5 protein-coding genes are annotated in these 4,393 nt (G+C 62.6%); 3 read left to right on the plus strand and 2 right to left on the minus strand.

Annotated features, from left to right (window positions below):
- Window positions 1-247: 247 nt before the first annotated feature.
- The 3 genes from EOA36_RS28820 (at window position 248) to EOA36_RS28830 (ending at window position 2,648) form a co-directional block, all read left to right on the plus strand.
- Complete coding sequence (locus EOA36_RS28820; protein WP_127280407.1) at window positions 248-718, plus strand: RDD family protein; 471 nt, start codon at window positions 248-250, stop codon at window positions 716-718.
- A 140-nt stretch (window positions 719-858) separates the two neighbouring features.
- On the plus strand, window positions 859-1,617 hold the full coding sequence (locus EOA36_RS28825) for an arginyltransferase (protein ID WP_015318275.1): 759 nt from the start codon (window positions 859-861) through the stop codon (window positions 1,615-1,617).
- A 134-nt stretch (window positions 1,618-1,751) separates the two neighbouring features.
- Window positions 1,752-2,648, plus strand: coding sequence for a DMT family transporter (locus tag EOA36_RS28830; RefSeq protein WP_127280408.1), 897 nt, complete (start codon window positions 1,752-1,754; stop codon window positions 2,646-2,648).
- Between the two features lie 9 nt (window positions 2,649-2,657).
- Here EOA36_RS28830 and EOA36_RS28835 read toward each other — a convergent pair whose 3' ends face one another.
- Together EOA36_RS28835 and EOA36_RS28840 are read right to left on the minus strand one after the other, a co-directional pair.
- On the minus strand, window positions 2,658-3,872 hold the full coding sequence (locus EOA36_RS28835; RefSeq protein ID WP_127280409.1) for an AI-2E family transporter: 1,215 nt from the start codon (window positions 3,870-3,872) through the stop codon (window positions 2,658-2,660).
- A gap of 118 nt (window positions 3,873-3,990) precedes the next feature.
- Window positions 3,991-4,393 (minus strand): DNA gyrase C-terminal beta-propeller domain-containing protein (locus tag EOA36_RS28840; RefSeq protein ID WP_281040088.1); only part of this gene is annotated, 403 nt, incomplete at its 5' end.

Consider the following 4,393-nt stretch of genomic DNA (forward strand, 5'->3'; position numbering starts at 1 on the left):
GCCGAGGGACCGCTGCCGATGACCAGCATGTCGTAATCCATATGTCCCCGTCCCTCGGCGCCCATTTTGTTGCGCCGCAACAAGCTAACGCCATCCGCGCCGCAAATTCAACCGATTCGGACTGTCGGCCGTCTGGCTCCGCCGTGCGAGCCGGCGAAAGGCCCGATCTTGATTCCGCGGCGAGCCTTCACCATTTCATCATCGAGCGGTCCGCACCCTATGTCGGACCCTGTTACGAGGAAATGACATGAACGCTCGCGTTCTCGACGGCGAAATCATCAACACCCGGCTCGACGATGTCAGGGCTTATGAAGGCGTGCGCACAAGGCGCATCCTGGCCTTCGTGCTCGACTATATCATGGTTGCCCTGCTCACCATTCCGTTCGCCATCCTGGTGTTCTTCCTCGGGCTTTTGACCCTCGGTCTTGGCTGGATGCTGTTCGGCGTCCTGGTGCCGGCAGTCGCCATCCTCTACATCTGGAACACGCTGGGCAGCGCCGACCAGGCCACCACGGGCATGAAGATGATGGGCATCCGCCTCGATCGTCTCGACGGCAGGCCGATCGACGGCCTCACCGCGGTCGTCCATTCCGTATTGTTCTGGGCCGGCAACGTCATCCTGTCGCCGCTGGTCCTGCTGGTGACGCTATTCTCGGACCGCAAGCGCACGCTGCACGATCTTTTGCTCGGCACCGTGGTCAGCCGCACCGGCCGCTAAAAACCGGCCCTCAAGAGAAGTCGCAGCCCCTTGAGCGCAAATGTGAAGGTGTTCAGGCAACCACACCTTCACAATCCTGTTGAATTTTTCGCCGCCCGAGCCAAAGGTAGAGCGATTCGAAGGAGTGTTTCCAAGGCTCGATGACGCAGCATCCGACCCAGTCGCCGCAGTTCTTCCTGACCGCGCCGTCGCCGTGCCCCTACCTCGACGGCCAGTTCGAGCGGAAGGTGTTCACACATCTGGTCGGCGACAAGGCCTCGGAAATGAACGACCTGCTCACCCAAGGCGGCTTCCGGCGCTCGCAGAACATCGCCTACAGGCCAGCCTGCGAGACCTGCCGCGCCTGTGTATCCGTGCGCATCCTGGCCCAGGAGTTCACCGCCAGCCGCAACATGAAGCGCGTGCTGCAGCACAATTCCGATCTCGTCGGCGCCATGCACAATGCCGAGCCCTCGACCGAACAATATTCGCTGTTTCGCGGCTATCTCGATGCCCGCCACCGCCGCGGCGGCATGTCCGACATGACGGTGCTCGACTACGCCATGATGGTCGAGGATACGCATGTCGACACCAAGGTGATCGAATACCGGCGGCGCGGGCCCGATACCTTCATCACGGGCAAGGGTCAGGGCGAACTCATCGCGGTGGCGCTCACCGACAAGATGGCCGACGGCCTGTCGATGGTCTATTCCTATTTCAATCCCGATTTCGAAAGCCGCTCACTCGGTACGTTCATGATCCTCGACCATATCGCCCGTGCCAAGGCGATGGGACTGCCCCATGTCTACCTTGGCTACTGGGTCAATGGTTCGCGCAAGATGAACTATAAGATGCGCTTCATGCCGCAGGAGCATCTCGGCCCGAAAGGCTGGGAGCGCTATACAAACGAAGCGGTCTGACGCTGAGTTTTCCCACGATCCACGCTTAAACTGTTTCAAGGCAGGGGATGCTGGTCTTTCAGCCGCTCGGTTGGAGAGAGTGCGCGCTTGCGCCGATCGGCCACCGCCTGCAATTCAATTGCGAAAGTTCCTGCATGTCCTCTCACCACGATCACCAGAAGGGCCTTTTGATAACCGCCATCGGCGGACTGATACTGACTGTCGACATACCGTTGATCCGCCTTGCGGATGGCGGCGCGTGGACGATCCTTTTGCTGCGCACCGGAACCACTTTCATCGCCGCGATGATCATCTGGTCGGTCTGGCGCGCGCTGAGCCGCAATGCACCGCCGCTCATCCCCGGTTGGGACGGGCTGATCGTGGCGATATGCTATGGGCTGACCTCGATCACCTTCGTCACCGCGGTCTTCCACACCTCGACCGCCGATCTGGTGTTCATCCTCGCCTTCAACACCGTGTTCGCGGCGCTTCTGTCGTGGATATTCCTGCGGGAAAAACCGCGGACGGTGACCATCGTGGCCATGCTGGTGATGATCCTCGGCGTGCTGGTCATCGTCGGCGGTTCGGTCGGCACCGGCAAGCTGTTCGGCGATTTCATGGCGCTCTGCTCGGCCTTCTTCATCGCGGTCGCCATCACCATCTCGCGCGCCAGCGGAAAGGATATGGGATTCACCTCGCTCATCGGCGTCCTTCTGCCGCTTGGGCTGGCCGCCTTCATGGTGACGGGCGAAGGCTTCCACGTGAACGCGCCATGGTGGATCATCTTCAACGGCGCCGTCATCATGCCGATCTCGTTCTTCTGCCTCGCCGCCGGGCCGAAGTATATTTCAGGACCGGAAGTGGCGATGTTCTACCTTCTCGAAACAGTGCTCGCGCCGATCTGGGTGTGGATGATCTTCGCCGAGACGCCGACACGCAACAGCCTGATCGGCGGTGGCATCCTGATCGTCACGCTGGTCGCCCATTCGCTCTGGCAGCTGCATGATGGACGCAAGCGTCGCGGCGACCTTGCGGTGCATCATCCGGCGTAGGGTTCGAGGTCAGGCGCTGGCCTTCTTCGCGGCGCCTGGTTCGGGCAGGACCTCGATCCGCCGACCGGCCTCGATCTCGGCGACCGATCCGGCCGCCGTCTCATCGGCCAGTTCCACCTCGCGCAGCCACTCGCGCCAGATCGCGACCAGCAGCGCCATCAGCACCGGACCGATGAACAGGCCGAGAAAACCCATGGTCTTGACGCCGCCGATCAGGCCGAAAAAGGTCGGCAGGAAGGGCAGTTTTATCGGTCCGCCGACGAGCTTCGGACGCAAGGTCTTGTCGACGATGAACAGCTCGACCGTCCCCCATATGAACAGCGCCAGGCCGGCCATCGGCGAGCCGCTGGCCGCGAGGTAGATCGACACCAGCGTGAAGGACAGCGGCGCCCCGCCGGGGATGAGCGCCATCACGCCGGTCAGCGCGCCCAGCGTCACAGGTGACGGCACCCCGGCCAGCCAGTAGGCGACACCCAGCACCAGGCCCTCGCCGATGGCAATCACGGTCATGCCGGTCACGGTCGAGGAAATGGTCGCCGGCACGACGCGCGAGATCCGCTCCCAGCGGGTCGGCAGGATGCGTTCGCCGAGGCGGTCGATCTGGCCGGCGAAATTCTCGCCATCACGATAGGCGAAAAACAGGGCGATCATCATGAACAGCAGCGTCAGAAAGAGGCTGAAAGCGCTGCCGCCGGCGGCGAGCGCGCCTCGGTAGATGCTGCCGATATTCGCGCCGCTGACCAGCTGGATCAGTTCGCCGATGCCGCCGGGATGGCCGAGATTGGTCGTCCACTGCTCGTTGAGCCACTCACCCACGACAGGCATGGTGGCGATCCAGTGCGGCGTCACCGCACCGTGGCGGTTGGTCTCGATCGCCCAGCCGACCCATTCGCGCACCTCGTTGATGGCATAGGTGCCGGCGAGCGCGATCGGTATGACCAGGAAGGCGAGGATGAACAGGATGGCAAATGTGGCGGCGATGGTGCGGTTGCCGCCAACGCCGACCAGCAGGCGACGGTAGAGCGGCCAGCTGGCGAAGGCGATGACGAGCGCCGCCAGCACCGGGAACAGGAAACCGTGGAAGAAATAGACGCCGGCGGCGACGATCAGCACCAACAACCAGCGCGCCGCCGACAGCGGCGGGATGACAGCCGAACGGAGCGGCGTCGACAGCCCGAACAGGCGCTGCTGCCGTTCCGGTTTCTGGATCTTTGCTTCCTTCAAACGCGCTGTTCTCCCCGACCATCCGGTCAGTTATGCGCCGATATAGTGCAGCAATCGTGACGATAGTCCAAACGGTGTTGGTGAAGCTGCCAATCTCCCCCACGAGGGATCGGCAGCTTCAACCGAACTTCCCAGTCCTCGGGAAACCTTTCGGCACCATACGCCCTGCCGATGCCCTCGCGCCGATCCACTCGGCCAGTTCCTCGCGCGACCGGGTGAAAGTACGGTCGGCTGAATCCTGCCAGGAAAGACCGGTCTCCATCGAGAACGGCTTGAGGTCGAGAAGGCCGCCGTCCTTGTATTTCTGCAGCCGCACACCCTTGCCGCGGCCCATCTCCGGAATTTCCGAGAGCGCGAACACCAGCATCTTGCGGTTCTCGCCGACGATAGCGAGATGATCGCCGACGACCGGCACGCAGCGCTTGGCTTCGTCGGGGGCCTTGACGTTCATCACCTGCTTGCCCTTGCGGGTGTTGGCGACCACCTCTTCCTCCGGAACGATGAAGCCGTTGGCGTCGAAC

The organism is Mesorhizobium sp. M8A.F.Ca.ET.021.01.1.1 (assembly GCF_003998025.1).
Taxonomy (GTDB): domain Bacteria; phylum Pseudomonadota; class Alphaproteobacteria; order Rhizobiales; family Rhizobiaceae; genus Mesorhizobium.